Genomic DNA, 26,993 nt, shown 5'->3' on the forward strand with positions numbered 1-26,993 from the left:
CATTTGCCTCAGGAGCAAATTAAAGGGGTAATTAAGCCGCTTGTTGACCGCCAAGGATGTTTAGAATCTCTTCCACATCGTTGGTGCTGGTTAGCTTCTCAATTGCCTCCGGCTCATCGAGCGCGTTCGTAATGGTGGTAATCACCTGGATGTGCTCATCGTTCTTAGCGGCAATGCCGATAACCAGTTTCGCTACATCATCGTCGTCTTCAGTAAATTGGATACCCGATGGGTATTGGCAGATTACAATGCCGGTTTTCTTCACGCGGTCTTTCGCTTCTACCGTGCCGTGAGGCACTGCGATAGATTCGCCTAGGTAAGTTGGAACCAATGCTTCACGCTCAAACATCGCGTCTACGTATTCTGGTTCTGCGTAGCCAAGTTCGACCAACTTGTTGCCCGCGAAGCGAATCGCTTCTTCTTTGTTGGCAGCTTTCAAACCTAGGTGAATGTTCTCACGCTGGATTTGGAACACCGACGTTTGCTGTGGCTCGAAGTTGTCGTCGTTTGCTGCCACGAGCGACACTTTTACCATTTGGTCGTCATTGGCTGCGGATTGGTTTTGTGCGGCTAGTAGTTTGGTGACTAGCTGGTTGTACATTTCGCTGTCTAGGAAGTTAGTCAATGAAATGTGGTGTGCGTTTGGAGCATGCTTACGTGCACGATCCGTTAAGTCTTTATGAGTAATCACGATATCTGCACTCTCTGGTAAGCTGTTAATGGCAAGGTTGGTTACGTGGATGTTCAGACCTGCGTCTTGAACCTTTTTGCGTAGCATGCTCGCGCCCATTGCACTCGAGCCCATGCCCGCATCACAAGCGACAATGATGCTTTGTACTGTCGCTAGGTCTACGTCACCTTTGCTTTGGCTGTTTACCACCGCATCGTTTTTAGATGCAGATTTCATGTCTTTCATTTGTGATGTTGCTTTTTCTAGTGCTGCTTCATCACCGTCTTCTTCTGTGGACGTTTGTGTCTTCATTAGTAGTGCTGCTACCGCGAATGACACACCTGTTGCTGCTGCGATAGACGCTAGAACACCAACGATTGAGCCTTTCTGAGTCATCAACAAGATTGCAAAGATTGAACCTGGTGATGCTGGAGAAACGATACCTGCGTTAAAGATAGTTAGAACGAATACGCCAGTCATACCGCCTGCGATAGCCGCAAGGATTAGGCGAGGGTTCATTAGGATGTATGGGAAGTAAATCTCGTGGATACCGCCGAAGAAGTGGATGATTGATGCACCACCTGCAGTTTGACGAGCCGTACCTTTACCAAACACCATGTAAGCTAGCAGGATACCTAGACCAGGACCTGGGTTTGCTTCGATTAGGAAGAAGATCGATTGACCTGTCTCAGACGCTTGTTGGATACCCAGTGGAGAGAAGATACCGTGGTTGATCGCGTTGTTTAGGAACAGGATCTTCGCAGGTTCAACGAAGATTGAAGTCAGTGGTAGTAGGTGAGCAGAAACTAGGAAGTTAACGCCTGCCGCCAAGCCACCAGAAAGAATTTTTACGAATGGACCGATAAAGATGAAAGCAAGGATCGCACATAGCATGCCGATGATGCCCGCAGAGAAGTTGTTAACCAACATCTCGAAGCCACTTTTTACTTTACCATCGATGTAGTTATCGAATTTCTTGATAGCCCAGCCGCCCATTGGGCCGACCATCATTGCGCCCATAAACATTGGGATGTCTGTGCCGACAATCACACCCATTGTTGTGATTGCACCGACTACCGCACCACGATCGCCACCAACTAATTTACCACCGGTGTAACCGATAAGTAGTGGCAGCAAGTAAGTAATCATTGGGCCAACCATAGAGGCTAACGTTTCGTTTGGTAGCCATCCAGTTGGGATAAATAGAGCAGTGATAAAGCCCCACGCGATAAACGCGCCGATGTTTGGCATTACCATGTTTGACAGAAAACGACCAAAATTTTGTATCTTGATCTTGGCATCTGGTGATATCATAACAATTCCCCGTTCGATGTTCTGATGAATCTTGTTGTAGTAAACGGTTCGCCAAAACCGTTTGTTTGATTGCTTAGTACCCAATCAATTTACCACACATTTTCCAATTGGAACTGACAACGGGTTTTTCGTGATCTACGCCCGCATTTCTTAGGCTGAGAAACGGTTTTTAAGTGACTAAGTTCAACTTATTAACTTGTAACTTAATAACAAAAAGCCACTTTTAAATCTGTCAATAAAAATCTTAGTGATCAATTCGATCTTCTGACAAATTTAAAATCAAAATACTTTGTGACTCTGATCACTTTTGATTTTTTTTGAAATTCGAATTAAATGCCTGTGATGATCAATGTCACGTTTTGTGTTGAGTTGTGGTGGATTTAAAGTGTGACCTGGATCTGTTTTTGTTTTTTTGTGAAAGTTTGTGACGGAATTGGTGAGATAAATGCTATCTAGATCTTTCGATAGATTGTATCTATAAGAGTCTTTTCGGCGCACTTCACGGAGCACGCCTAATTAGTTGATGAAAGGGTAAATAAAGAGAGTCGCCACACGGTTCTTCTTGTGATTCCCAACTCTCTACTTAATCACTGTTCTTAATCATCGTTGCTATTAGTATGATAGACGAGGTAGTCATGAGCTTGCTCGCGTCCCATATACCTTGCCAACGTCTTTTCTTGAACATCGCGCAAATCCACCATAATCAATCCATCTAGAGCGTTATTGAATTCAGGGTCGACGTTGAAGCATACCAGCTTGCCATTGAGGCTTAAGTACTGACGCAGCAAAACGGGCACTCCTTTCCCTTCATCGATTCTGGCAATGACACGTGACAATAGCTGTAAATCACCCAGAGCAGTGAGCATGCTGGTGTTCCAGTCACGGTGGTGCTCAGGAAGTGGGTTAGAAGGTGTGACGTACTCTGCGCAATTGTTGTCGTAGTGGTGCAGTGTCATTGATTGAGCCAGTAATTGACGTGCAGTATCGCTATAATCGTTGCTAATGCTTACCGGACCAAATAGGTGAGTGTAATCTGGGTTTTGATGCACGAACGTTGCGATGCCTTTCCACAGCAGCAGTAGCGCGCTCATGCTCTTTTGATATTGCTGTGCAATCACAGAGCGCCCCATCTCAATGGATTTACCCATTTGGTCGATAAAGCGTTGGTCATAGTTAAACAACGTTCGTGAATACAGACCTGCTACGCCGCGCTTTTCAATCAGTTGATCAACCAGACCTAAACGATACGCGCCCACCAAGCATTGATTCTCTCTGTCCCACACAAACAGATGCAGGTAATCATGATCGAAATGGTCAATGTCTATTGCTAGTCCCGTCCCTTCGCCAACTTGTCGGAAATTGAGCTCACGTAGGCGACCAATTTCATGCAGTAGGGAAGGGATACTCTGCGACTCCGTGCAGTAAACATCGAACTCACCACTTGTTAGCAGCTTGGACTCTTTTGGTAAGTTGTTCAGCTCTTCAAGCAATTCGCCTACGGGTAACCCTGCCGCTATTGGAGAGAGCATTTCTGATGAAGAAGAAGGCTTCACTGAATGGGTTTCACGATTGAGCAAGTAAGTGTTGAGCCGCAAATAGTTCACCACTTGATCATCGTTAAGTGTGTTGATCTCTTTGAATTTGATCACTTGGCCAAAAGATAAATCGATGGTTTGCGCATGTTTGTTTAGCAACTCTCGACCAAGCAGTAGGGTACGCAAAAGTGGATGGATTTTCCCTGCCATATAGAAGCGTTTCGAGTTCTGACCACTGATGAATACTGGAACTGTCGTTGCTTTGTTTTTGCGAATTAGGCTACTTACGCTTCGACTCCACGCTTTGTCTTCCAAGCGTTGCTGTTTGGCATCGACTAACTGGGAAACCTCACCGGCAGGAAAGACAAGCAATAAGCCGCCACTTGCGAGGTGTTTATTAGCCGCTCTGAGGGCCTTCATATTTGATTTGACGGCGTCTTTGCCTTCAAACACATCGACACCAATGAAGAGCTGATCTAACTCTGGTACGGTTTTCAGGTATTGATTGGCTAGAATTTGGATATCGTCTCGTACCATCAACAAGAGTTCGGCCAAGATGACGCCTTCCACACAACCAAGCGGGTGGTTCGCCACAATGACGGTAGCACCTTGTTTAGGCACTGAGTCGAGTGAACCATGAGCAATGCGATAATCGATACCTAAAATATCCAACGTGAAGCGGAGAAAAGTTTTGGTATCGGCATTAACGGGGCGTTGAGCGTAGAACTTATCAAGCTGGTTTAAACCGGTTGCCCATTCAGCAACGTTTTCACCAATGCCAAACGGCGTTTTACGAGGGAGACGAAAAGGGGTTGAACTATCCATATTTACCTCAGCGTACAAGTTGCTGATTGGATAGTAGAAATTACAGATGACAGTTAAGAGGCAAAAGCATGAGCCTTTGGTGACAAACCAATGAAGCTTTATTGACTAAAGAAAACGGTATATCACTGTGCTATGAATCAAAACTCGCGTTATGTCTCCCTCTTAAAACAATAGATAGGCTATCTTATCTAGAACAAAGATTAAGCTAAGTTGATATTTATCAGGGGGAAATAATGGAACGAGTTTCCAATAAAGCAGCACTTTGGATTGGGCTAAGTTTGATACTTGGTCTTGGCATCCTTGGCTATTTTATGCAGCAGACGGCGGTGAAATACCGAGCCTATGAAAGAGTCGTGACAGTAAAAGGTTTGTCGGAGCGTGAGTATCCTGCTGATACGGTGATTTGGCCGATTCAATTTACTCTAGCGAGTAATGATATGGGAGCCATGTTTGATGAAATTGACCAGCAAACCCGTTTGATTTTGGACTTTCTAAGTGCCAAAGGGCTTCCTGAAACCAGCGTTTCCCTTTCTTCCCCAGCGGTCATTGACAGAAAAGCACAGCAATATGGGAGCGAGCAAGACATTGAGTATCGTTATTTGGCCTCGCGAACCGTTACGGTTTACAGCCAGAGTGTTGATGTTGTTCGAGCGGCAATCAATGAAATAGGTGAGTTAGGAAAACAAGGCGTTTTGCTTAACCAAGATCCTTATGCAAATCGTGTTGAGTACAGCTTTACTAAGCTGAATGATGTGAAGCCAGACATGATCGAAGAAGCGACTAAGAATGCGCGTGAAGTGGCGCAAAAGTTTGCGAAAGACTCACAGAGTTCACTGGGTAAGATCAAACGTGCCACGCAAGGGCAGTTCTCGATTTATGACCGAGATAGCAACACGCCTTACATTAAGAAAGTACGAGTGGTATCGACGGTTCAATATTACTTATCTGATTAAAGTTGCGCTCATATAGCCAATAGTTGGTCGTTCCATCACCCTCTGTTTGTAGAGGTATCTATGCTCTGTGATAGGGAAATCAGTCTTCGCTGACGCTATATACAAGTACTTTTTTATAAAACTAAGTTCTTAACAGTGATGAGGGGAGTTTGATAATAATCAAGCTCACTTGTTTCTTATGAGCGTAAGTTAGTATGACTTATTGCTAGAAGGAATTAGTATCATGGCATACAAGCACTTTATTAGAGAACTACTGGGTTTAGCGATTGTTGTCTCTGTCGTCTTTGGCGTATTAGGCGTGATGTTAGAGCTCTTCGCACTGACGGCACTTTGGGAGCATCAGCAAACGATAGCCGATGTTTTCTTCCATGAATCTCTCTACTTCATCGTATTTTTAATCCCACCATACTTCCTCTGGAAGTTGATTAACCGTCCTGAATTGGTTTCTGCTGACCAAGCTTATTTGGCAATGAAGTTAGAGGCTGAAAGTCGACAATGAGTCGATTTAGTGAGTAATGAAAAGAAGAGGCTATGAGAAAACATTAGCCTCTTTTCTATCTGATTCGTGGGGCAAAGTATTCGCTGCTTTATTGATTAAAAAGCTGCTTCGATTGTGCCTTTGAAAGTGCGATCGAGATAATCACGAATCGCTTGAGATTGATAAATAGAAACGAACTTTTTATACGCTTCATTATTTTTGTCTGCGTCACGAGTGGCGATGACCATGACTGCTAATGGGGCGTCTTTTGCTTCAAGATAGATACTTTGTTTCTTCGGATCTAAACCAGAAGACATTACGTAGTTCATTGTAATCGCAGCCGCGTCCACATCATCTAATGTTCTTGGTAGCTGAGCGGCATCTACCTCGACAAATTCAAATGATTTTGCGTTTTTTGTGATATCAGTTAGGGCGGCTTTATGGCCAACACCCTGTTTCAGCTCAATTAAACCTGCATCGGCGAGTAGCAACAGACCACGACCACCGTTGGTAGGGTCATTTGGAAGCGCTATACGTGCATTGTTTGGAAGCTCTTGCAGTGAGCGATACTTATTGGAATAAAGCCCCATACGCATAAGAATGGACTGACCAATTGATACTAATTGGGCGTTATGGCTACTGTTGAAGTTGTCTAAAAATGGCTGGTGCTGATAGCTATTAATATCGATGCTACCATCGCTAAGAGCGGCATTAGGTGTCACGTAGTCAGAAAACTCAATGACTTCGACATTCAAACCTTGCTTCGCTGCCTCCTTCGCTACCGCCTCGACTACTTGTGCATGTGGTCCAACTGTCGCGCCCACTTTAATGACAGAGTCATCTTTTTCTCCACAAGCGCTTAAGCCGACTACTGCCGTGAGAATCAAAGCTAGTTTCTTTAAGTGACCAATACTTTTCATTGTAGCTCCATTTTTTTGTTTTAGACGTCTATACGTTTGTATGTCCATCCTATCAGAAGTTGTCTGAGGGTCAATGGTTTAAATCACGAGCGGACATTTTGTTTCATTGCTACATATAGAAAGCCAGATAATAGTTAAAGAAAAGGGGAAGAGGAAAAGCTATTACGAGGTTAATGACGAGTTACCGCAACCGAAACTGTACCCAAAGATATAAGATACAAAAAAGGCGTAGTAGGTATTAACCTGCTACGCCTTTCGAAATATGGTGGCCCCTCGCAGACTTGAACTGCGGACCAATCGATTATGAGTCGACTGCTCTAACCACTGAGCTAAGGGGCCTTAATAGGACAACGATTATAGGGGAAGCGTTGCAAGGTGTCTAGATACCAACTAGGGCAATTGCGCTTAGTTTTTATCCACTTAGAACAGTAGATAATAAAAAAGGTGACCTAAAGTCACCTTTTTTGATTTCTAAAAGCTTGTATGCGCTGCGATTATTCGTCTAGGAAGCTGCGCAGAGTCTCTGAGCGGCTTGGGTGACGAAGTTTACGTAGTGCTTTTGCTTCGATCTGACGGATACGCTCACGAGTAACGTCGAACTGCTTACCAACTTCTTCTAGAGTATGGTCAGTGTTCATGTCAATACCAAAGCGCATACGAAGTACTTTCGCTTCACGTGGTGTTAGACCTGCAAGCACGTCTTTTGTTGCCACTTTAAGGCTAGTTGCTGTTGCAGAATCTAGCGGAAGTTCTAGCGTTGTATCTTCGATAAAATCACCTAGATGCGAATCTTCGTCGTCACCGATTGGTGTCTCCATTGAGATAGGCTCTTTAGCGATTTTTAGAACTTTACGAATCTTGTCTTCTGGCATTTGCATGCGCTCTGCCAGTTCTTCCGGTAGTGGCTCGCGACCCATCTCTTGCAACATTTGACGAGAAATACGGTTTAGCTTGTTGATCGTTTCGATCATGTGTACCGGGATACGAATCGTACGTGCTTGGTCCGCGATTGAACGAGTGATTGCCTGACGGATCCACCACGTTGCGTAAGTCGAGAACTTGTAACCACGACGATATTCGAACTTATCTACCGCTTTCATCAGGCCGATGTTACCTTCCTGGATCAGATCCAAGAACTGTAGGCCACGGTTGGTGTATTTCTTCGCGATAGAAATTACAAGACGCAAGTTCGCTTCAACCATCTCTTTCTTCGCACGGCGAGCTTTTGCTTCACCGATAGACATACGACGGCTGATGTCTTTAATGTTCTGTACGTTTAGAGAAGTCTCTTCTTCAATCATTTTTAGCTTAGCGATTGAACGACGGATTTCTTCTTCGTTACGTTTGATCTTTTCAGCGTATGGCTTGTCTGAAGCAAGAACTTCATCCAGCCAAGCTTCACTTGATTCATTACCAGTGAACAGCGCGATGAATGATTTCTTCGGCATTTTGCCGTATTCAACCACTGACTTCATGATCAGACGCTCTTGTGTACGAACGCGATCCATAGCAGTACGCAGTTCATTCACTAGGTGATCAAACTGTTTAGGCGTTAGACGAAACTCGCGGAATACGTCTAGCATCATTTCATTAGCAACGGTTGCTTTCGGGCTGTTATAGCCGTACTCGTTGATTGCTAATTGAAGATTTTGATAGGTGCTGCGTAGTTGGTTGAATTTCTCTAGCGCTAATTCAGGATCGATACCTACATCTTCTTCAGAATCATCTGAATCGTCATCGCTATCTTCGTCATCATCAACGTCTTCATCGTCTTCTTCTTCTAACTGAGATTCAGTCAGTTCAGAACCGATGTGTGTTGCCGTTGGTGCTGCGGTGTCGTCAGCATCTGGATCTACAAAACCTGAAATTAGGTCTGTAAGACGTAGTTCTTCAGCTTGAACTTTGTCAAATTGCTCAAGAATGTACGGAATTGTGCCTGGGTATTCAGCAACAGACGATTGAACTTGGTTAATACCTTCTTCAATACGTTTTGCGATGTCGATTTCGCCTTCGCGAGTTAGAAGTTCGACAGTACCCATCTCACGCATGTACATACGTACTGGGTCTGTTGTACGACCAATCTCACTCTCTACGCTAGAAAGTGCAGCGGCTGCAGCTTCGGCTGCATCTTCATCGGTAATATTTGTGTCATCGTTCAGTGCTAAATCATCAGCATCAGGAGCAGTTTCTACTACCTTAATGCCCATGTCGTTGATCATCTGAATGATGTCTTCTACCTGTTCTGAATCTACGATTTCAGCAGGTAGGTGGTCATTTACTTCGGCGTAGGTCAGATAGCCTTGTTCCTTGCCTTTAATAACAAGTGACTTTAGCTGTGACTGCGGATTGTGATCCATAGACGGTATCCAACTTCGTAATCTGGTGAAGGAATCAGTATGCGAAATGCAAACCACTTACTATAACAAATTAAATCGTTGCTGACTAATTAAACAGGGTTACGCTTTTAAATCTAGCATAAGTGCTAGCAGCTCCCTTTTCTCTTCGGCTGATAAACCGACACTTCTTGCTTTGGCCTGCAGGTTTTCAATTTGTTTTTCTACGCACTGGGCAATAATTTTATCCAGTGAGTCTAAAAAGATTTCTTCTTGGTTGTCCTCATCGAGTGGAATGTCCCAACTCGCGAGACGAGACAGAAGGGTCTCATTTTGGCTGTTTCGCCAATGCTCTAATAATTGGCCTGTGTTGATATGGGGATGCGCTTGGCATTTATCAAGTACATCAACAAATAAACTTAGACCAGGAATGGGCAAATCTCTAACGCTAGTTAGATCTGGCACCATACTTACGTATTGTGGGTTTTGAATCAGTAACGCGATCACTTCTCGCATCGGCGTTCGCTTGATTTCTTTATGAGGTTGAGGCCTTTTATCCTCTTTACCTTGTTTTGAAATTAGCTGCTGTAGTTGGCGTTCATCAACCAAACCCAAACGGCGGCCAAGCAATTCTCTCAAGTATAGTCTTAAAGTGCCGCCAGGGACTTTATCAATGAGAGGAACCGCAAGAGTACTCAGTTTTGCCATGCCTTCTTTCGTGCTCATATCGACCTGCTGAGTCAATGAGCTGAACATGAATTCAGACAAGGGCATCGCATTAGACACTTGCTGCTCAAATGCTTGTTTTCCGTTTTGTCGGATATAAGAGTCGGGATCTTCTCCATCCGGCAAAAACATGAATTTTAACTGGCGACCATCCGTTAGGTAAGGCAATGCATTTTCCATGGCACGCCACGCGGCTTCACGGCCTGCGCGGTCACCGTCATAACAACACACGACGGTGCTTGTTTGCCTGAATAACACTTGCAAGTGATCGCCCGTTGTCGAGGTTCCCAATGAGGCAACGGAATAATCTACGCCATATTGAGCAAGCGCGACAACATCCATATAGCCTTCAACCACTAAAATTTGTGGTGGCTCACGGTACGCTTGTAGTACTTCATAAAGGCCATACAACTCTTTACCTTTATGAAATATCGGGGTTTCGGGTGAGTTGAGATATTTTGGTGTCCCATCACCTAATACTCGACCACCAAAGCCTATTACTCGACCGCGTCTGTCTCGAATAGGAAACATCACTCGACCACGGAATCGGTCGTAGCGGTTGCCTTTATCGTTTTCAATCAACATGCCGCCAGTGACGAGCATGTCTTGGTTTTCTTTATTCTGGCCAAAGTTCTTACGAACTAAATCCCATTCATCAGCCACATAGCCGATGCCAAACTTCTGGACGATTTCACCAGACAGGCCGCGATCTTTTAGATACTCAATCGCCACCTTACTTGCTGGCTGTTTGAGTTGGTTACGATAAAATTGAGCAATGCTGCCCATTAAGTCGTATAGGTTACGTTTTTCACTGCTGCTTGCTTGTGGGCCTGATTGAAACGAACCATTACCGCCGCTACGTTGTTCGCGAGGAACATCTAAACCCAAGTATGAAGCGAGTTCTTCAATGGCTTCGACGAATTCTAGTCGGTCGAATTCCATCAAAAAATCGATGGCATTTCCATGCGCGCCACAACCAAAACAATGGTAGAACTGCTTTTCTTGACTGACACTGAATGAGGGTGTCTTTTCGTTGTGGAACGGGCAGCATGCGCCGTAGTTTTTGCCTTTTTTCTTAAGTTTCACACGTGCGTCGATGATATCGACAATATCAAGTCGAGCTAGAAGGTCATCGATAAAACTGCGAGGGATGTGTCCAGCCATAAAACCTAACAAAAAAAGAAGATGATGAGTGGAGTGAATGCCTTAAAAGAATGAGCGTATTGCCCATTGATTTCATTCCATCCATCCAGATACAAACAAGCCGTGCGCTCCAAAGGATAGCACGGCTTGCTGCAATTGGGTGGGGTACCTTAAGCCAATTTAGCGCGAACTAAACCGCTTACTTTACCCATATCTGCACGCCCTTGAATTTGCGGTTTCAGAACGCCCATTACTTTGCCCATGTCTTGCATGCCAGCTGCGCCAGATTCAGCAATCGCGTTCTCGATGAGAGCCGCTACTTCTTCGTCTGTCAGTGGTTGAGGCATAAAGTCCTCAAGAACGGTAATTTCTGTTTGTTCCGCATCAGCAAGATCTTGACGACCCGCTGCTTCAAACTGCGCTACAGAGTCGCGACGTTGTTTAACCATCTTGGTCAATACTGCAAGAATGTCGTCATCGTTCAGAGTAATCTGTTCGTCAACTTCACGTTGCTTGATTGCTGATAGGGCTAAACGAATAGTACCAAGGCGCAATTTGTCCTTGGCTTTCATCGCTAATTTTTGCTCTTCTTTGAGTTGATCAATCAGAGCCATAACTAAATTCCTTTTGGAGCTCAGTTATTAGTACAGGCGAACGCGACGAGCGTTTTCGCGAGCTAGCTTCTTAGCGTGACGCTTTTGAGCTGCTGCTTTAGCGCGTTTGCGAACTGTAGTTGGTTTTTCGTAGTGCTCACGACGACGCACTTCAGAAAGGATACCTGCTTTTTCGCAAGAGCGCTTAAAACGACGTAGAGCAACGTCGAACGGTTCGTTTTCACGTACTTTAACTACTGGCATATGCCTTTCACCTCAGGGGTTATTCGTTAACGCTGGTATTCAACAGACCAAATCACAATTGTTAGGTCTCTTACCAGCTTGATCAAAAATGGTGCGGAATTTTAATCCGATCACAACTACTTTGTAAAGCCTTTTGTCGATTATTGTCTGTACAAAATTTGTTTGCAGCACCAAGGCGAGGTAATATGACGCCCAAATTTCCTCTATACAGAAAGCATACTGAGAAAACCATGCGCATTATTGGTATTGAAACCTCTTGTGACGAGACTGGCATCGCAATTTATGACGATGAAAACGGTCTCTTGTCACACAAGCTATACAGCCAAGTAAAACTGCACGCAGATTACGGCGGTGTGGTGCCTGAGTTGGCTTCACGTGACCACGTAAAGAAAACCATTCCTCTTATTAAAGAGGCACTAAGAGAAGCGAACTTAACTTCAAAAGACATCGATGGTGTCGCGTATACCGCGGGGCCTGGTCTTGTTGGGGCGCTATTAGTGGGTGCGACTATCGGTCGCAGTATTGCTTATGCTTGGGGAGTGCCAGCGGTACCTGTTCATCATATGGAAGGTCACCTATTGGCCCCAATGTTGGAAGATAACCCTCCACCGTTCCCGTTTGTGGCGGTATTAGTATCGGGCGGTCACTCTATGATGGTGGAGGTGAGAGGCATCGGTGAGTACAAAATTCTAGGTGAGTCGATTGATGATGCGGCGGGCGAAGCGTTTGATAAAACAGCGAAGCTAATGGGTTTGGATTACCCAGGCGGTCCACTATTATCTAAACTGGCGGAAAAAGGTACACCGGGCCGCTTTAAGTTCCCGCGCCCAATGACGAATGTGCCAGGTTTGGACATGAGTTTCTCTGGTCTAAAAACCTTTACGGCTAACACGATTGCTGCAAACGGTGATGACGAGCAAACTCGCGCGGACATCGCATTAGCATTTGAAGAAGCTGTGTGTGCTACGTTGGCTATTAAATGTAAGCGCGCGCTTGAGCAAACAGGCATGAAACGTATTGTTATTGCTGGTGGTGTGAGTGCTAACCGTCGTTTGCGAGCTGAGTTAGAGAAGTTAGCGAAGAAAGTTGGCGGCGAAGTTTACTACCCACGTACTGAGTTCTGTACAGATAACGGTGCGATGATCGCTTACGCAGGCATGCAGCGCTTGAAGAATGGCGAAGTGGCTGATATGTCAGTAGAGGCTCGTCCACGTTGGCCAATTGATCAACTAACACCTGTCGCTTAGTCAAATTTATGCGGTAGGTTTGAAACCGGTTCTTTGTAATAAAGGTCTCTGCTCCTCAGAGGCCTTTATTTTTAATTATTCAATGAACCGCCTCGTTTTACATTCTGACTGATGCGATCAGTTCGCGATTGTTTCAGTGCTAGGATGACGTGGAAGAATAAGAAATGGATATAACAATGAATAAGTTTGAAATTGAAGGTCAGCAACTTGCTTATCTAGATAAAGGTGAGGGCCCTGTGCTTCTATTTGGTCATAGTTACCTTTGGGATAGCCAAATGTGGGCGCCACAAGTTGAGGTTTTAAGCCAGTCATTCCGTTGTATTGTGCCAGATCTTTGGGCACATGGTGAATCGGACGCTGCACCTGCATCGACACAGTCATTGGCCGACTATGCACAACATATGTTGGCATTGATGGATCATTTAGATATCGAAGAATTCTCGATAGTGGGCTTATCTGTTGGCGGCATGTGGGGAGCTGAGCTAACGGCTCAAGCGCCGCAACGTGTTAAGTCACTGGTATTGATGGATACCTTCATTGGCTGGGAGCCAGAAGTTACGTATAAAAAGTATTTTGCAATGCTTGATACCATCAGCCAAGTCCAAGCAGTGCCTGCGCCAATTATTGAAGCCGTTGTGCCGCTGTTCTTTGCCAACAACGTAAATCAGGATAACCCTAAACTTGTCGCTTCATTCAAACGCAGTTTAGAAGAGCTGAACGGTGAGCGTGCGGTGGAAGTAGCTCGCATGGGGCGCATGGTGTTTGGTCGCCGTGATGTGATTGAAGATTCGGAAAAATTCGCTCTGCCGACGTTAATTGCGGTGGGCTGTGAAGATAAGCCTCGCCCGGTTTTCGAATCGTATTTAATGAAAGACTGTATCACGGGCAGTGAGTTGGTAGAAATTCCGCAAGCGGGACACATCAGTTGTTTAGAACAGCCGGAGTTCGTCAACCAAATGTTGTTGAACTTCCTGAATCGAGTTCATGCGTAACCAATGCATCCCTCTTTAAACGAAAAACTCGGCATTAAGCCGAGTTTTTTTGTGTCAGTTTCTTCTCGCCGATTTTTGGCTCGTCGCCAGACAAAAGCCGACGAATATTTTGATGATGCTTAAATACGATTAAGCAACACAGCATAGCAACAGGTAACGTGTATTGCGGTTTAAACATCCAAGTATAAAACGGAGTGACCAAAACCGTGACGAGAGCCGCTAAGGATGAATAGCGGAATAGCGCGGCTACTGACAGCCAAGTTAACATCACCAATCCTGTTAAGTCCAAACCAATCGGAGCGATAGCGCCAAGCGCGGTTGCGACACCTTTTCCGCCTTTAAAGTGGAAAAAGATGGGGTACATGTGGCCAAGACAGGCAGCAATGGCGATGACGCCAAGAATGATAGGGTCGATACCAAGAAAGTATCCGCCCCACACGGGGATAGTGCCTTTGAGCATATCGCACAACAAGACTGAAACAGCGGCTCCTCGTCCGCCAATACGCAATACGTTCGTTGCTCCAGGATTGTTAGATCCCACACTGCGTGGGTCTGGCAGTTTTAAGAGTCGACAGATCAAAACCGCACTGGAAACCGAACCTAATAAATAGGCGGCCATTGTCATTATCAGTGCCAGTGCGTCCATAGAAGTCCTTGATGGATTGGAATTTAATGCTCGGTTCCCGCGTAGTTGCTATCATACCCCGAATTTACATAATGCAGAAATCCTCACTGTGATAGAGCTTGCATTATGTGATTTCTTGTATATAAAGATGCTTTCGCAGTTTATACCTAAGTAACATTGTGATGACCAAAGTAAATGTTACTTAGGTATAGAATACTACGATCAAATTACCCCTCACGGGTATCCGACCTCTGTAATAGAAGGACATAAGATGGCTCTGGATAAAGTTTTTATTGAACAGTTAGAAGTAATCACCACCATTGGCGTGTACGACTGGGAGCAACAAATCAAACAAAAGTTGGTTCTAGATATTGAAATGGCACACGATAATAAACCTGCGGGCAAAAGTGATGATGTGCAAGATGCACTGGATTATTCGCAGGTGAGTGAGGCGGTACTTAACCACATTGAAAATGGTCGTTTCTTACTGGTCGAGCGCGTGGCTGAAGAAGTAGCAGAGCTTATCATGCTGCGTTTCTCAGTGCCTTGGGTGAAAATCCGCCTAGCGAAGCCTGGCGCCGTGCCGCAAGCACGTGCTGTTGGTGTGGTGATTGAGCGAGGCCGAGCATGATCACCACCTATATCGGTGTTGGGACGAACGTAGAAAGAGAGCAACATGTGCTTGCTGCGTATCAGGAGCTGCAACGGCTTGGAGAAAATCTCCTCGTATCACCGATATATGAATGCGAACCTATTGGTTTTAGCAGCAAGAATTTCTACAACTTTGTCGTTGCAATGCGTACCGAGTTGTCATTAGAAGAGTTGAGCCATCAACTACGCGAGATTGAATTTAAGTGGGGACGCGAAGAAAACGCGCAAAAGTATCAGGATCGAACACTGGATCTCGATATAGTGTTGTTCGGTGAGCGCGTCTCCAAGAAAAAACCTGAGCTACCTCGCAGTGATATCTACAAATATCCTTTTGTCACAAAGCCGTTGTATGATCTCGAACCGCAATTAGTGATCCCAGGCGATGGACGCACAGTCGCAGACATTTGGCATGCTATGCAGCCAGTCGATTCGCTCAAACCCGTTTCCTTTCATTTTTAATTTGAGTTGTTTACATGAGTTATTTTGAAGCCTTTATTTTGGCTCTGATTCAGGGGCTGACAGAGTTTTTGCCTATCTCAAGCTCTGCCCATTTGATCCTGCCTTCCGCTATTTTAGGATGGGAAGATCAAGGTCTGGCCTTTGATGTTGCTGTTCACGTCGGTACATTAATGGCTGTCGTGATCTATTTTCGTCATGAAGTAATCACTTTGTTTCAAGCGTTATTTGCTTCGATCTTTAAAGGAGATCGCAGTAAAGAAGCTAAATTGGCTTGGATGATCGTGATTGCGACGATTCCAGCTTGTGTGTTCGGCTTATTGATGAAAGACATCATTGAAGTGTATCTACGTAGCGCTTACGTTATCGCGACTACTACGATCGTATTTGGCCTGTTGCTATGGTGGGTAGACAAAAACGCTAAACTCGTTGCCGATGAATACCAAACGGGTTGGAAGAAAGCTGTATTTATCGGTATTGCTCAAGCCTTAGCGATGGTTCCTGGAACTTCACGTTCAGGGGCGACCATAACAGCAGCGCTTTACCTTGGCTTTACTCGAGAAGCGGCTGCGCGCTTTTCATTTTTAATGTCGATCCCAATCATTACATTAGCTGGTAGCTACTTAGGCATGAAGTTAGTGACCAGTGGTGAACCTGTCCATGTTGGTTTCTTAATGACTGGCATTATCACATCGTTTATCAGTGCGTACATCTGTATCCACTTCTTCTTGAAGATGATTTCACGCATGGGCATGACACCGTTTGTGATTTACCGTCTCATTTTGGGCGTCGGTTTGTTCGCTTTTCTATTAAGTGCATAATTGATGTTAACGAAAAACGCCCGCGAAATCCGCGGGCGTTTTTGTTTTTTCGTTACTTCTTAAGTGCTGCTTTCACTGCTTCAATACGTCGTTTTTCTTGCTCGTCACGAATCGCAGGGCCTTTAAAGCCCTCTTTGATAATGGCTTGAACGTCAACTGCCGCTGCTGCTTGGTAGGCTTGCCTAAAAATATCCGCCTGTGGATATGGTTGCGTTTCCAGTCCTTTACGACCAGCGTGATCCGCTTGGCAGCAAAGCAAGATATCCTGTAGACGTTCGGACTTACGCCACACATCAAGTTTATTGAGTATTTTAATTATGGTTTGTGGTTTAAGTTCAGCCGCGCGATGAATATTGGAGTGCTGTTCGCACACCATCAAGGCTAAATCACGAAACTCATTTGGTACCCGGACACGTTCGCACAGCTTTTTGATCAGTTTTAATCCTGTATGGCAATGCATTTTGTGGCTTGGCCATTCGCTCTCTGGCGTCACGCCCTTACCCAAGTCATGCACTTGGGCGGCAAACCTGACGGGGAGTGAGTTACTCAATTTTGCGGCTTGCTCTGCCACCATCAAAGTATGGATGCCAGTATCGATTTCTGGATGCCACTTCTCAGGTTGAGGTACGCCAAATAGTGCATCAATTTCAGGTAACACCACGGTTAATGCACCACAGTCTCGTAGAACCGATAAGAAAATATCAGGGCGAGGAGTAGAGAGAGATTTATGCCATTCTTGCCAAACACGCTCGGGAGTCAGTGTGCTCAGCTCTCCGGACTCTGCCATGTGACGCATTAACCGCATGGTTTCGTCGGCAACCGTAAAGTTTAGATCAGCAAGCTTCGCTGCGAAGCGAGCGACACGTAAAACGCGTAGAGGGTCTTCAATAAAGGCGTCTGATACATGGCGTAGCAGTTTATCGTTGAGATCTTGCTGGCCACCATATGGGTCATGGATCGTGCCATCACTCTCCATTGCCATCGCGTTAATGGTTAAATCACGACGTATCAAATCTTCTTCTAAGGTGACGTTTTGATCGAAGAAACATTCAAAACCAGTGTAACCAGAACCTGACTTTCTCTCTGTTCGTGCAAGGGCATATTCTTCTTTACTTTTGGGATGCAGAAATACAGGAAAGTCTTTACCAACGGCGGTGTATCCTTGGGACAGCATCATCTCGGGCGTCGCGCCTACGACCACCCAGTCGTTGTCATAACTATCAATTCCGAGCAATTTATCTCGAACTGCGCCACCTACTAAATAAACTTGCACGAATTACCTCTTAATTTATGGATATGCCGTTGGACATTGTAGCAAGCAATGGTACTTTTCTTTACTCCTAAGAATAGAAGAAGAGCGTTTATACCATGTCTGACTATTCCCAGGTGGTTTTTTAGCTGGAGAGCCTAATGTATAAGGACTTTTTTGGGTTTGTCGAACAACCATTTTCGATTGTTCCAAACTCACGTTATTTGTATTTAAGCCAACGTCACAAAGAGGCAATCACACATCTCCAAGCTGGGCTAGGCGATGGCGGTGGCTTTGCTATGCTTACTGGCGAAGTAGGTACAGGCAAAACGACCGTCGCAAAAGCGATGCTAGCGAATTTGGGTGATAACACCAAAGCGGGTCTTATTCTCAATCCCACGTTTTCGAGTAGAGACTTGCTCGAAGCCATTTGTGATGAGTTCAAAATCACCTATCCGCCAGATGCAAACCTCAAACAGCTAAACCAGGTTATCCATCAATATTTGCTGCGTAATTATCGTTCAGGCTGGCAGACATTGCTGGTCATTGATGAGGCTCAACACCTTGCTGCCGACGTTCTAGAGCAGTTGCGCTTGTTGACCAACTTGGAAACCGATACCAGAAAATTGCTCAAAGTGTTGTTGGTCGGGCAGCCTGAATTGCAGCGGTTATTACAAACAACACAACTACGCCAACTTGCCCAGCGTATTACCGGGCGTTATCACCTGTTGCCGTTGGATGAAAAAGAGACAGAAGATTACATCGCATTTCGACTACATACAGCAGGTGGCGACCAGCAACTGTTTAATCGTGCTTCTTGTAAACTTATAGCCAAATACAGTCACGGTATACCGCGGCTCATCAACCTTATCTGTGACAAATCCCTCAACATTAGTTATCACCAGGGTAATGTGGTTGTGGATAAGCAAACCGTTCAGCAGGCCTGTGAAGAGGTGATGCAGTTTCAGGCAGATATTTATCAGCAAGATAAAAAAGAGCGCCGGACTTTCCGTTGGCCTGCTTGGGGCTCTGTCACGGTAGGCCTTATTGCTGCATTAAGTACGGGGTGGGCGGTCGTGAATTATATGCCAGCTCAAGCGACGTCAGGGTTGACACAAGTGACGGAGCCAAGAGTAGAGCCAACACCAACCGTCGTCAGCCAACAGTTAACTGATGAGCAGCGTGATTTATTGTTAACACAAAAACAGTCGAACCTCGCTGTAAATGATTTGTATCGTTTGTGGGGATATCAAGCATCGGTTCGCGATAATCTTTGTTTGTCAGAACCGCAGTCGACTATGCGTTGTGAGCGTAAAATGGCGACTTGGCCGCTGTTGATGCAACAAAATCGCCCTGTGATCTTGGAGTTGAATTATCAAGGTGATGTTGGGTATGTCATTCTATATGCCGTCGGTAATGACCAAGCTGAAGTGCTCAATGGTAAGCAGCGTCTTCGTCTGCCAGTTTCGTGGCTAAAGCCGTTGTGGCAGGGCAATATTATCGAACTGTGGCATGCTCCGCTGAATGAAACATTACGTTTAGACATGGAAGGCCCTGCGATTGAAGTATTAGACCGATTATTAGCAGAAGCGGTGAGTGAGCCACTGCTTGAAACGTCTATTTTTGATGGTGCGATGAAAGAGCGAGTCGAATTATTTCAACGTTGGCAAGGAATTGGTGTCGATGGTATTGCAGGTAAGCGAACGCTAGACCGACTTCAGCAAAATGTTCAGCCAGATGCGCCTCAACTGGCGAGAATCGAGAAGGAGGACGCATAATGTCAGCTGTGAAACATATAGGTCTGTTCTTGCTGCCAATCACTGCTTCTGCTATCGGAGTCGCTTGGTACTTAGATCTCTTTGCACCGAGTGTTGAAGTAGATACAACGTCCCCGATAGAAAAGGTCGAAGTGGTATCACCTTTCAAAGTATTGGACTATCCAGAGAACACCCAGTTGGCCCAATTGCCAAGAGAGTGGCCAAGTGCAGAGCTATCGCGTGATTTTGGTACATTTACCACCCCCGATGAATACACGAGCCATACACCAAGCAGAGATGAAACACGCAACTCAGCATCAACCCAAACGACTTCTGCTGCTGAAGAGGACCTCGGGTTGTCTTTGGATGATCTGGATTTATCCTCATTATCTCCTGATTTAGCTAGGAAGGTCGAAAATGCCTTATCCCGAGATGATGACAATTCGTCATCACAAACGGCACGCGTGAACGATTTAGAGCGCAACGCTCACCAGTGGCAAGGGCGTCTACCTGCGCTTAATTTGCAAACCCATATGTATGCCAGTGATGAAAATCGCCGTTGGGTGAAAATTAACAATGTTGAGTATCATCAAGGGGATGTCGTTGATGATCAGGTCACTCTAAGAGAAATACAACCGCAAGCTGTGATTGTTGAGTTCCAAGGTGAGCAAATTCGTATACCAGCGTTGTATGAGTGGAAAGGGTAACTCTTGTAGAAACACATCAAGCCAGCGAAATCATATCGCTGGCTTTTTATTTTTCAGAGCATCTTTTGCATCTATTCTGGTGATGATTTTTAGATACTCAAACAAGCAAAATATAGATTTTCTCAGTCGTTTAAATAGCACCAATATCATTCATCTATTGATAGCGCGATTCCAGTCAGCGTTGTGTAAAAAGACACCATCTTCACGAACTTCGGAGTAATGACTTGGTCCACGTTAGACCCCATCACATAATAGGAGTCTAAACAGAGACACATGCGTATTCTGATTTTTTCTTTAAGCATTGTTGCATCGACAAGCTATGCAGCAAAGCCAGACCCATTCCCAGTTACACCAGATAGTCGCGGGCAAGATTTCATGGTCAGTGCGACGAATCCTTACGTGAGCAGTACCGGTTACTCAATATTGAAAGAAGGCGGTAACGCTGTTGATGCTATGGTCGCGATGCAGATGGTGATGTCTGTCGTTGAGTCAGATATGACCGGAATTGGCGGCGGGACTTTCGCGCTGTTTTATCAACATGACGAGAAAAAATTTCGGGCCCTTGATGGTCGAGATGAAGCGCCCTCTAGCGCGAACCCTGAAATGTTTGTTGAGAATGGGGAAGTACTCAGTCGCAACGAAATATTAGGCCCTCGTTCTGTTGCGGTTCCGGGCACGTTGCGGTTGCTTTACACTACTCATGAACAATACGGCAAGTTGCCATGGGCAGAGCTGATTAAGCCGGCGATTACATTGGCGAGCAATGGGTACGCGATGAACAGCTACACCTACGACATCGTAGTAAGAGAGCAAAGCCGACTTGAGCAAGATCCGGAAGTGAAAGCCTTGTATTGGCAAGCGGACGATATTAAGCCGACGGGAACCTTGATGAAGAACCCTAAGATGGCTGAGACGCTGAGGAAGATCGCGCAACAAGGCGATCGTTACCTTTATGGTGGTGAGCTTGGTCAGCACATCGTAGAGACGGTTAATAGTCGTATTGATGACCAACACGAGAAGTTGTCTTTAGAAGATTTTAAACATTACCAAGTGAAGCAGCGTGACATCATTGAGAGCGACTACCGTGGGAATAAAATCGTCTCTTTTGGTTACCCAGCTTCGGGCGGTGTGATGGTCGCTCAGAGTCTTGAACTGCTCGCACCCTATGACATTGCCCATATGGCGAAAACGGATGTGGAACCTTGGCGTCTCATGACTGAAGCGATGCGAATTGCAAAAGCCGATCGTATTGCGTATGCCGGAGACCCAGATTATGTGGAAGCGCCAGTTGAACAGTTGTTGTCTAAAGCCTATCTAGATCAGAGACGTGATTTAATCCCTGATAATGGCACTTTAAAAGAGGATCCAAAAGCAGGACAGATAACGCAAACTCAGTATGCGCAATATCAAGGCTTCGAGAGCAAAGATACAGGGCATATTTCTATCGTCGATAGAGATGGAAATGCAATTGCGATGACCAGCACGGTAGGAACGGGTATGGGCTCGGGTGTGATGGTCGATGGCGTTATCTTGAATGCGCAGATGGCTAACTTCTCACCTCAGCCAACGGTTAACGGCAAGCCTACGCAAAACTCAATTGAAGCGGGCAAGCGTCCACGTTCGGCTATTAAGCCATTAATGGTGATGGACAGTGATGATAACTTGCGTTTGGTGGTTGGGTCACCAGGTAGTTCACAAATCCCGGGGTATGTACTCAAAACCGTGGTTGGGGTGCTGGATTGGAAATTATCAGCGCAAGAGGCTATTGACTTACCAAACATCCAGTATGGCACTAAGATAGACCGCACCAAGTCTTATGACCCGACTGGTTTGCTGGTGGAAAAGAAAACGTTCGCAGAAATGCTGGTGCCTGAGTTTATGGAGCTTGGCTACCCAGTGCACGTTATTCCAGTGGTAAGCGGTTTGAATGCAATTGAGCTAAAAGATGGCAAGCTTTATGGCGCAACGGATCGTCGTCGAGCCTCTAGTTCAATGGGGGAGTAGTACTCACTTCTATCAAACGAAGCAAACTAAAAAGCCAGTCAATATCGACTGGCTTTTGCGTTCTTTTTAAAGATAAAAGCGTAAGGGTTTATGCCCAACCCGCAGGAGAGCGCTTTCTACGAGGCATGACATGCGGAAGAATCAAACCAAATAGTAAACCTAAACCTGCAACACCGCCGCCATAAGTGAAGTACTTAAGCAGCATGTCATCTTTTTGTGTATCCAGCTTTGCGCGTAGCTCGCGGTTTTCTGTTTCAACAGAAGTAAGCTGATCACTGATCTCAGAGTATTTATTTTCTAGATCTGAAATTTGTTGGTTACGTGTTTCGAGAGAGGTAACAAGACCTGCTTTCTCTGCATCAGAAGTTTGACGAGCATTAGCAAGCTGCTCTTTTACTTCGGCTAGCTCTTTCTCAATGCGAGGAAGGCGAATTGCCATGCTCTCTTGGTTTGTCACAAACTTGCTTTGTACCCAACCAGTGCGACCACGGTCATCACGAACTTGCGTGTAGCCAGTATCTCGGTTGGTTTTAATCAGTTGTACTTTAGAACCGGCGTTAACACTACCAATAATACGGTAGGTGTTATTTGGACCTGAGTGCATAAAAGTGAAGAGGTCATCAGAAATATAACGGTCTGCTGCTAGGGCCGCTGGCGCTGCTAGCAAAGTAAACAAAACCGTGATGATTAGTTTTTTCACAGTAAATCCCTTAACGATTTTTCTTGGAGACAGCGTTGGCACCGAATGATTGGAGCCGGAAATAGACGAATAGTATGCAGTTTCAAACTTCGGTGCAACAAAGAAGGGAGGCAAAGCCTCCCTTTCTGTGCGTTTGAGTCAATAATGACAAAGCGCTTACATTCTATTGACGAGTGTCTTAAGCGAACATCGCTTGAAGTCCGTAGAAGAATACTACGGCCAATAACGCACCCGCTGGTAGTGTAACGATCCATGATGCCACGATGTTACGAACTACGCCTAGGTTCAGTGCTGCGATACCACGAGCAAAGCCAACACCGAGAACCGCACCAACCAATGTTTGAGTGGTTGAAATTGGCAGGCCTGTACCAGACGCTAGAACTACCGTACATGCTGTTGCTAGCTGTGCTGCAAAACCGCGGCTAGGCGTTAGCTCAGTGATGCCTGTACCAACGGTTGCCATTACTTTGTGACCCAGTGTTGCAAGACCGACCACGATACCAATACCGCCAAGAGGTAGAATCCACCAAGCGATGGTGCTTTTCGTGCTGATTTCGCCCATGTGTTCAACAGTCGATACGACAGCAGACAGTGGACCAATGGCGTTTGCAACGTCGTTTGAACCGTGTGCAAATGCCATCGCACAAGCGGTGATAACCATCAGAACGCTGAAGATACCTTCCACGCCAGAAAAGCTGCGGTCTTCTTCGCGATTAGCGAATTTTTTCTGGATGTATACGTAGCCGCCAATCATCACAAGTGCTGAAACTGCAGCTGCCCACATCCAGGCTTCACCATTGGTCAGGTGAAGACCAACGTGTTTTAGACCTTTTTTGATGGTTACAAGTGCAATCACCATTGTTGTGATGAACATGTAAACAGGTACAAAACGTTTCGCATTAAACAGAGGGTTCTCTGTATCAAAAATCAGGCGTTGTGCGCTGACAAAGATAACGTAAGCAAAGAAACCTGAAATCACTGGCGTAATAATCCAGCTACCAACAATGCCTTGAACGCTGCCCCAGTCAACCGCTTCAGTACCTACTGATACGCACGCAAAACCAATGATTGCACCGATAATTGAGTGAGTCGTTGATACTGGCCAGCCCATGTAAGAGGCAAGAAGCAGCCATGTACCTGCTGCCAAAAGCGCAGACATCATGCCGTAGACAAGAACATCTGGTTGACTAGCAAATAAAGAAGTTTCGATTACACCTTTACGGATAGTGTCGGTTACTTCACCGCCTGCAAGGTAAGCACCTGCAAATTCGAAGATCATCGCAATGATGATAGCTTGTTTTACAGTTAGCGCTTTTGAACCTACAGATGTACCCATCGCATTAGCAACGTCGTTCGCGCCAATACCAATCGCCATCATGAAACCAAAAATCGCTGCAACAATAATCAGGACAGTGCCGTAGTTCGCAAGGATATCCATCGTAATACCTAGTTGTTTTATAACAAGCGGAACAAAATTTTACGCGCGCCAAACCATAAGACGATGAAAATAGTCATCGTCCCTATGACACGTGTTAATTATGCTCTTCGTTATGTCGTTAACTTTATGTTTTAAGATCGAGATAGCATGACTTCCAAACGAGCACCTACGCGCTGCGCTTGGTCGGCAATACCACCTACCCATTCAAGAATCTTGTACAGGAACATGACATCGATAGGGTTCATGTCAGCTTCAATCACCATCAACTGTTGGCGAAGTTCAATCTGCATGGCATCGGTATCATCTTCGATAACGTCTAATTGATGAATCATTTCAGCGACGAGCGTCACTTCACGGCCTTTGAAGCCGGTTTCTAGCAATTCATCAAGTTCATTGATTACCTTTTGCGCCTGATCGGCAGCATCAAGACAACGTTGAACGTAAGCGAGGAAGTTTGGTTGGAGAGCCTCAGGGATGACAAGTTGACGACCATATACACGGCCAGCAATGTCTTTTGCCAGGTTTGCAAGTTTGTCCTGTTGAGTCAAAAGCTCAAGCATGTCAGTACGGTCGACTGGCATGAACAAACCGCGAGGCAGTTTTAGACGGATTTCACGTTTCAGCACATCCGCTTCTTTCTCTAAGTGAGAAATTTGTGCACGGATTTCTGCTGCTTTTTCCCAATCACCCTTTGAAGATACTTCAAAGAATTTCACCAAGTGTGAACAACATTCGTTGACACACACAACGTGGCGTTGCAAAGGCTTAATTGGGGACTTTGCAAATAACCCCATAATTGTATTTACTGGCATGGTCATTCAACCTAATAACTATAACCTTAAAAAAACATACACCATTTCTGAGTGCTTGGCGAAATGTTGAACGATGGCTATAAAGGCGCGCATGGTAACGCATTAAATCGCTCATTAAAACTGTTTTAGATCATCAATCCGGCGATATTTCTCTCTTGCCGTGTGAGAAATTACGCAATATCCTGTTTCTATCTGCTTTGAAAGGTATAGCTATGGAAACCGAAATAGAACTGAAGTTTTTTGTTTCTCCTGAATTTTCAGAAACTTTAAAAGAAAAAATTTCTGAGACAAAAGTACTTCAGCATAGTTGTCGTGACTTGGGTAACACCTATTTTGATACTGCCGATAAATGGCTCAGAAAGCACGACATTGGTTTAAGAATTCGCCGTTTTGATGATGTATTCGTCCAAACCGTAAAGACAGCAGGACGCGTCGTCGCAGGCTTACATCAAAGACCAGAATACAATGCTGAGCACACTAGCGACGAGCCTGATCTGTCGCTTCATCCTCTAGATATTTGGCCTCCAGGTAAAGATGCAGAAACGCTGCAATCCGAGCTTATGCCATTATTCTCGACCAACTTCACACGTGAACAATGGCTGATTGGCATGCCCGATGGCAGTCAGATTGAAGTTGCCTTTGACCAAGGCTTAGTTGTAGCCAAAGGTGAAGACGAAGAAGAGAAGCAAGAGCCGATTTGCGAAGTTGAACTGGAACTTAAGTCTGGCCAAACCGAAGCTTTATTCACGCTGGCACGCAGCTTTTGCGAGCAAGGTGGTATGCGTTTGGGTAACTTGAGCAAAGCGGCGAAAGGTTATCGACTTGCAAGCGGTTATGCGGGTGATGAAGTAAAATCATTGGCACTTGTGGACAGTAGTCCGACGGATACCGTTGAATTTTGCTTGATCAACTCTTTAGAGCACGCTTTGTCTCATTGGCATTATCACGAGCAAATTTATGCTGAGCGTGACAGCGTGGAAGCACTGCGTGAAATCAGTAATGCCATTCGTTTCATTCGTCAAACATTGACTATTTTTGGCGGGATTGTCCCTCGTCGCGCGAGCGCGATTCTGCGCCAAGAGCTTAAATGGTTGGAAGAAGAACTGAGTTGGTTGGATGAGCATGCACACCTTGAAGAGCTTTTAGATGACAAAGGCAATGTGCTGCGCAAGTTGGATGCGCGTAAGTTCTTAGTATCTGAGTTGACTCAGCAGTTACAAGAGTTGCCAAGCCGTGAAGAAGTGCTAGGGTTGCTCAATTCCGCGCGTTACACAGGGTTACTGCTGGATCTAAGCCGCTGGATCTTAGCGCGCGGTTGGCAGCCATTTCTTGATGAAAAAGCACGTGAAAAAATGGCAAGTAACATCATGCCGTTTTCAGTTACTCAGCTCGATCGCACTTGGGCTGAGCTAATGGAAGCTTTCCCAGCAGAGCGCGATTTGACGGCGCAAGAGTACGTTGATCAGCGTTATCGCTTATTGCGTAACCTCTATACTGGTATTGGTTTCGCGAGTTTGTATAACTCGGATGAGCGTAACAGCTTCCGTTTACCATGGGCGGATCTAGTGCATGGTATCGATGATCTGCTAATGCTGAACCACTTACTCCCGTTGGTTGATATGCTGGAAGACGCAGAAAAAGAGCAGTTAGAACGCTGGTTGCACCGTCAAGAGCGCTCAATTTTGCATGCAATGGATCAAACCCGAGCGATCAGTGTGGAAGTTCAGCCTTATTGGCGTGAATGATCGTTCTGGTGATAAGAACAAAAAAATAGGACCGC

The 26,993-nt window shown here is 45.4% G+C and carries 23 protein-coding genes and 1 tRNA gene; 11 read left to right on the forward strand and 13 right to left on the reverse strand.

Annotation, left to right across the window (positions count from 1 at the left end; all coding sequences use genetic code 11):
* Positions 1–31: 31 nt before the first annotated feature.
* Together R7127_RS01345 and R7127_RS01350 are read right to left on the reverse strand one after the other, a co-directional pair.
* A complete protein-coding gene (locus R7127_RS01345; protein WP_005379710.1) occupies positions 32–1,984 on the reverse strand; it encodes a PTS mannitol transporter subunit IICBA in 1,953 nt (650 codons plus the stop codon).
* Positions 1,985–2,580: 596 nt separating this feature from the next.
* Positions 2,581–4,344 (reverse strand): lysophospholipid acyltransferase family protein, encoded by a 1,764-nt coding sequence (locus R7127_RS01350; RefSeq protein ID WP_258483277.1) that lies wholly within the window; start codon positions 4,342–4,344, stop codon positions 2,581–2,583.
* A 233-nt stretch (positions 4,345–4,577) separates the two neighbouring features.
* Between R7127_RS01350 and R7127_RS01355 the strand changes: the two genes are divergently transcribed.
* Both R7127_RS01355 and R7127_RS01360 read left to right on the forward strand, forming a co-directional pair.
* Positions 4,578–5,297 carry an SIMPL domain-containing protein gene (locus tag R7127_RS01355; protein ID WP_130544775.1) on the forward strand — a complete coding sequence of 240 codons (720 nt, stop codon included), beginning with the start codon at positions 4,578–4,580 and terminating at the stop codon, positions 5,295–5,297.
* Between the two features lie 223 nt (positions 5,298–5,520).
* The gene (locus R7127_RS01360) at positions 5,521–5,796 is read left to right on the forward strand and encodes a hypothetical protein (protein WP_005383040.1); all 276 of its coding nucleotides are present in this window, start codon (positions 5,521–5,523) and stop codon (positions 5,794–5,796) included.
* A 95-nt stretch (positions 5,797–5,891) separates the two neighbouring features.
* Here the strand turns inward: R7127_RS01360 and R7127_RS01365 are convergent, their stop codons facing one another.
* The 6 genes from R7127_RS01365 to rpsU form a co-directional block, all read right to left on the reverse strand.
* Positions 5,892–6,695, reverse strand: coding sequence for a MetQ/NlpA family ABC transporter substrate-binding protein (locus R7127_RS01365; protein ID WP_017633488.1), 804 nt, complete (start codon positions 6,693–6,695; stop codon positions 5,892–5,894).
* Between the two features lie 263 nt (positions 6,696–6,958).
* Positions 6,959–7,034 (reverse strand) — tRNA-Ile (locus tag R7127_RS01370).
* A gap of 155 nt (positions 7,035–7,189) precedes the next feature.
* Positions 7,190–9,052, reverse strand: coding sequence for an RNA polymerase sigma factor RpoD (gene rpoD, locus R7127_RS01375; RefSeq protein WP_005395986.1), 1,863 nt, complete (start codon positions 9,050–9,052; stop codon positions 7,190–7,192).
* Between the two features lie 99 nt (positions 9,053–9,151).
* Positions 9,152–10,918: a DNA primase gene (dnaG, locus tag R7127_RS01380; protein WP_005379719.1), complete on the reverse strand. Its 1,767-nt coding sequence runs from the start codon at positions 10,916–10,918 to the stop codon at positions 9,152–9,154.
* A 149-nt stretch (positions 10,919–11,067) separates the two neighbouring features.
* Positions 11,068–11,511, reverse strand: a complete 444-nt coding sequence (locus tag R7127_RS01385) for a GatB/YqeY domain-containing protein (protein WP_318141807.1) — start codon at positions 11,509–11,511, stop codon at positions 11,068–11,070.
* Between the two features lie 27 nt (positions 11,512–11,538).
* A complete protein-coding gene (gene rpsU / locus R7127_RS01390; protein WP_001145625.1) occupies positions 11,539–11,754 on the reverse strand; it encodes a 30S ribosomal protein S21 in 216 nt (71 codons plus the stop codon).
* Positions 11,755–11,984: 230 nt separating this feature from the next.
* Between rpsU and tsaD the strand changes: the two genes are divergently transcribed.
* Both tsaD and R7127_RS01400 read left to right on the forward strand, forming a co-directional pair.
* Entirely contained in the window at positions 11,985–13,001 is a 1,017-nt protein-coding gene (gene tsaD / locus R7127_RS01395; RefSeq protein ID WP_206971394.1) for a tRNA (adenosine(37)-N6)-threonylcarbamoyltransferase complex transferase subunit TsaD, read from the forward strand.
* Between the two features lie 176 nt (positions 13,002–13,177).
* Positions 13,178–13,993: an alpha/beta fold hydrolase gene (locus tag R7127_RS01400; RefSeq protein WP_005379855.1), complete on the forward strand. Its 816-nt coding sequence runs from the start codon at positions 13,178–13,180 to the stop codon at positions 13,991–13,993.
* Between the two features lie 34 nt (positions 13,994–14,027).
* Here the strand turns inward: R7127_RS01400 and plsY are convergent, their stop codons facing one another.
* Positions 14,028–14,639, reverse strand: a complete 612-nt coding sequence (gene plsY, locus R7127_RS01405) for a glycerol-3-phosphate 1-O-acyltransferase PlsY (RefSeq protein WP_005379857.1) — start codon at positions 14,637–14,639, stop codon at positions 14,028–14,030.
* Positions 14,640–14,889: 250 nt separating this feature from the next.
* Here plsY and folB point away from each other — a divergent pair, with 250 nt between their 5' ends.
* Genes folB through R7127_RS01420 form a run of 3 tightly spaced genes read left to right on the forward strand, consistent with a single transcriptional unit; the run spans position 14,890 to position 16,546 of the window.
* Positions 14,890–15,249, forward strand: a complete 360-nt coding sequence (folB, locus tag R7127_RS01410) for a bifunctional dihydroneopterin aldolase/7,8-dihydroneopterin epimerase (protein ID WP_005379859.1) — start codon at positions 14,890–14,892, stop codon at positions 15,247–15,249.
* The gene (gene folK / locus R7127_RS01415) at positions 15,246–15,728 is read left to right on the forward strand and encodes a 2-amino-4-hydroxy-6-hydroxymethyldihydropteridine diphosphokinase (protein WP_005387457.1); all 483 of its coding nucleotides are present in this window, start codon (positions 15,246–15,248) and stop codon (positions 15,726–15,728) included. The genes folB and folK overlap by 4 nt, the downstream gene beginning before the upstream one ends.
* A gap of 14 nt (positions 15,729–15,742) precedes the next feature.
* Entirely contained in the window at positions 15,743–16,546 is an 804-nt protein-coding gene (locus R7127_RS01420) for an undecaprenyl-diphosphate phosphatase (protein ID WP_318141806.1), read from the forward strand.
* Between the two features lie 52 nt (positions 16,547–16,598).
* Here the strand turns inward: R7127_RS01420 and R7127_RS01425 are convergent, their stop codons facing one another.
* Positions 16,599–17,819: a multifunctional CCA addition/repair protein gene (locus R7127_RS01425; RefSeq protein ID WP_005379907.1), complete on the reverse strand. Its 1,221-nt coding sequence runs from the start codon at positions 17,817–17,819 to the stop codon at positions 16,599–16,601.
* A gap of 137 nt (positions 17,820–17,956) precedes the next feature.
* Here R7127_RS01425 and R7127_RS01430 point away from each other — a divergent pair, with 137 nt between their 5' ends.
* The 3 genes from R7127_RS01430 (at position 17,957) to ggt (ending at position 22,263) form a co-directional block, all read left to right on the forward strand.
* Positions 17,957–19,573, forward strand: a complete 1,617-nt coding sequence (locus R7127_RS01430) for an ExeA family protein (protein ID WP_054574267.1) — start codon at positions 17,957–17,959, stop codon at positions 19,571–19,573.
* On the forward strand, positions 19,573–20,259 hold the full coding sequence (locus R7127_RS01435; RefSeq protein WP_005387437.1) for a general secretion pathway protein GspB: 687 nt from the start codon (positions 19,573–19,575) through the stop codon (positions 20,257–20,259). The genes R7127_RS01430 and R7127_RS01435 overlap by 1 nt, the downstream gene beginning before the upstream one ends.
* 273 nt (positions 20,260–20,532) lie before the next feature.
* Positions 20,533–22,263: a gamma-glutamyltransferase gene (ggt, locus tag R7127_RS01440; RefSeq protein ID WP_318141805.1), complete on the forward strand. Its 1,731-nt coding sequence runs from the start codon at positions 20,533–20,535 to the stop codon at positions 22,261–22,263.
* A gap of 88 nt (positions 22,264–22,351) precedes the next feature.
* Here ggt and R7127_RS01445 read toward each other — a convergent pair whose 3' ends face one another.
* The 3 genes from R7127_RS01445 to R7127_RS01455 form a co-directional block, all read right to left on the reverse strand.
* A complete protein-coding gene (locus R7127_RS01445) occupies positions 22,352–22,963 on the reverse strand; it encodes a TIGR04211 family SH3 domain-containing protein (protein ID WP_005379900.1) in 612 nt (203 codons plus the stop codon).
* Positions 22,964–23,141: 178 nt separating this feature from the next.
* On the reverse strand, positions 23,142–24,401 hold the full coding sequence (locus R7127_RS01450) for an inorganic phosphate transporter (RefSeq protein WP_005379898.1): 1,260 nt from the start codon (positions 24,399–24,401) through the stop codon (positions 23,142–23,144).
* Between the two features lie 131 nt (positions 24,402–24,532).
* Positions 24,533–25,213 (reverse strand): TIGR00153 family protein, encoded by a 681-nt coding sequence (locus tag R7127_RS01455; protein ID WP_005379896.1) that lies wholly within the window; start codon positions 25,211–25,213, stop codon positions 24,533–24,535.
* 212 nt (positions 25,214–25,425) lie between these two features.
* Between R7127_RS01455 and R7127_RS01460 the strand changes: the two genes are divergently transcribed.
* Positions 25,426–26,958 carry an inorganic triphosphatase gene (locus R7127_RS01460; protein WP_053304332.1) on the forward strand — a complete coding sequence of 511 codons (1,533 nt, stop codon included), beginning with the start codon at positions 25,426–25,428 and terminating at the stop codon, positions 26,956–26,958.
* Positions 26,959–26,993 lie beyond the last annotated feature (35 nt).

It is taken from the genome of Vibrio sp. 1159, assembly GCF_033340395.1.
Taxonomy (GTDB): Bacteria; Pseudomonadota; Gammaproteobacteria; order Enterobacterales; family Vibrionaceae; genus Vibrio; species Vibrio alginolyticus.

Excerpts from the sequence above, each read along its gene's own strand:
- R7127_RS01345 (WP_005379710.1), bottom strand. The coding sequence starts at position 1,984 with ATGATATCACCAGATGCCAAGATCAAGATACAAAATTTTGGTCGTTTT.
- R7127_RS01350 (WP_258483277.1), bottom strand. The coding sequence starts at position 4,344 with ATGGATAGTTCAACCCCTTTTCGTCTCCCTCGTAAAACGCCGTTTGGC.
- R7127_RS01355 (WP_130544775.1), top strand. The coding sequence starts at position 4,578 with ATGGAACGAGTTTCCAATAAAGCAGCACTTTGGATTGGGCTAAGTTTG.
- R7127_RS01360 (WP_005383040.1), top strand. The coding sequence starts at position 5,521 with ATGGCATACAAGCACTTTATTAGAGAACTACTGGGTTTAGCGATTGTT.
- R7127_RS01365 (WP_017633488.1), bottom strand. The coding sequence starts at position 6,695 with ATGAAAAGTATTGGTCACTTAAAGAAACTAGCTTTGATTCTCACGGCA.
- rpoD (WP_005395986.1), bottom strand. The coding sequence starts at position 9,052 with ATGGATCACAATCCGCAGTCACAGCTAAAGTCACTTGTTATTAAAGGC.
- dnaG (WP_005379719.1), bottom strand. The coding sequence starts at position 10,918 with ATGGCTGGACACATCCCTCGCAGTTTTATCGATGACCTTCTAGCTCGA.
- R7127_RS01385 (WP_318141807.1), bottom strand. The coding sequence starts at position 11,511 with ATGGCTCTGATTGATCAACTCAAAGAAGAGCAAAAATTAGCGATGAAA.
- rpsU (WP_001145625.1), bottom strand. The coding sequence starts at position 11,754 with ATGCCAGTAGTTAAAGTACGTGAAAACGAACCGTTCGACGTTGCTCTA.
- tsaD (WP_206971394.1), top strand. The coding sequence starts at position 11,985 with ATGCGCATTATTGGTATTGAAACCTCTTGTGACGAGACTGGCATCGCA.
- R7127_RS01400 (WP_005379855.1), top strand. The coding sequence starts at position 13,178 with ATGAATAAGTTTGAAATTGAAGGTCAGCAACTTGCTTATCTAGATAAA.
- plsY (WP_005379857.1), bottom strand. The coding sequence starts at position 14,639 with ATGGACGCACTGGCACTGATAATGACAATGGCCGCCTATTTATTAGGT.
- folB (WP_005379859.1), top strand. The coding sequence starts at position 14,890 with ATGGCTCTGGATAAAGTTTTTATTGAACAGTTAGAAGTAATCACCACC.
- folK (WP_005387457.1), top strand. The coding sequence starts at position 15,246 with ATGATCACCACCTATATCGGTGTTGGGACGAACGTAGAAAGAGAGCAA.
- R7127_RS01420 (WP_318141806.1), top strand. The coding sequence starts at position 15,743 with ATGAGTTATTTTGAAGCCTTTATTTTGGCTCTGATTCAGGGGCTGACA.
- R7127_RS01430 (WP_054574267.1), top strand. The coding sequence starts at position 17,957 with ATGTATAAGGACTTTTTTGGGTTTGTCGAACAACCATTTTCGATTGTT.
- R7127_RS01435 (WP_005387437.1), top strand. The coding sequence starts at position 19,573 with ATGTCAGCTGTGAAACATATAGGTCTGTTCTTGCTGCCAATCACTGCT.
- ggt (WP_318141805.1), top strand. The coding sequence starts at position 20,533 with ATGCGTATTCTGATTTTTTCTTTAAGCATTGTTGCATCGACAAGCTAT.
- R7127_RS01450 (WP_005379898.1), bottom strand. The coding sequence starts at position 24,401 with ATGGATATCCTTGCGAACTACGGCACTGTCCTGATTATTGTTGCAGCG.
- R7127_RS01455 (WP_005379896.1), bottom strand. The coding sequence starts at position 25,213 with ATGCCAGTAAATACAATTATGGGGTTATTTGCAAAGTCCCCAATTAAG.
- R7127_RS01460 (WP_053304332.1), top strand. The coding sequence starts at position 25,426 with ATGGAAACCGAAATAGAACTGAAGTTTTTTGTTTCTCCTGAATTTTCA.